Source organism: Mesorhizobium sp. M7D.F.Ca.US.004.03.1.1, from assembly GCF_003998635.1.
In the GTDB taxonomy this organism is placed as follows: Bacteria; Pseudomonadota; Alphaproteobacteria; order Rhizobiales; family Rhizobiaceae; genus Mesorhizobium; species Mesorhizobium loti.
On record NZ_RZQG01001673.1, the window covers coordinates 1 to 576 of the forward strand.

A 576-nucleotide genomic window follows, 5' to 3' on the forward strand; every position below is an offset into this window, starting at 1 on the left:
CTCTTCCATCCCACGATCGACAACTCCCATCTTCCGCATGATGATCGCTTTGCGATGGGCAAGGAGCTCTCCGAACAGATCCTGGAACTTAATCCTCCGCAAGGCGATGGAGACTTTAAATTCGGGTGTTACTTTCCGGTCGCTCAGTATTATTACGAGAGCGGCAACAAGGACCGGGCGATCGAGTTGATCGAGGTGGCAATCAAATCGCTGGACCATTCGGAGCCAGTGCCGGACCAAACCAAACAGCGCTACCTCACCTCGTTGCTCCAAGCCCTGGCCAACTACACGGGTGAGCCTGCCTGTCACGCGGGTCTCTGTGTGGCTCCGCAAAACAAGACTTCCGAAACTCAAAACGCTGTCACTTCCTGAGCAAGGATCGCGAAGGGCATGACAATTGGAATTGAACACCGGCAAATCCGCCCGCCCAGGCGCACTTCGCAGCAATAACGTCGATGCCGCAAAAGTGCGCGGCTTGCGGCAGGTGGAATTTCCATTGCGTTTACCTCGGGTCGAACCGCGGCGCAGGCGTTCGCGCCGCGGTGAAAGGTCTCGCATTGGTGGACGTGCTCGAGG

1 pseudogene is annotated in these 576 nt (G+C 56.9%); it reads left to right on the forward strand.

What is annotated here, in order from left to right:
* A pseudogene (locus EN935_RS41280) lies at window positions 1-372 on the forward strand (TlpA family protein disulfide reductase); the annotation flags it as partial.
* Window positions 373-576: the final 204 nt, after the last annotated feature.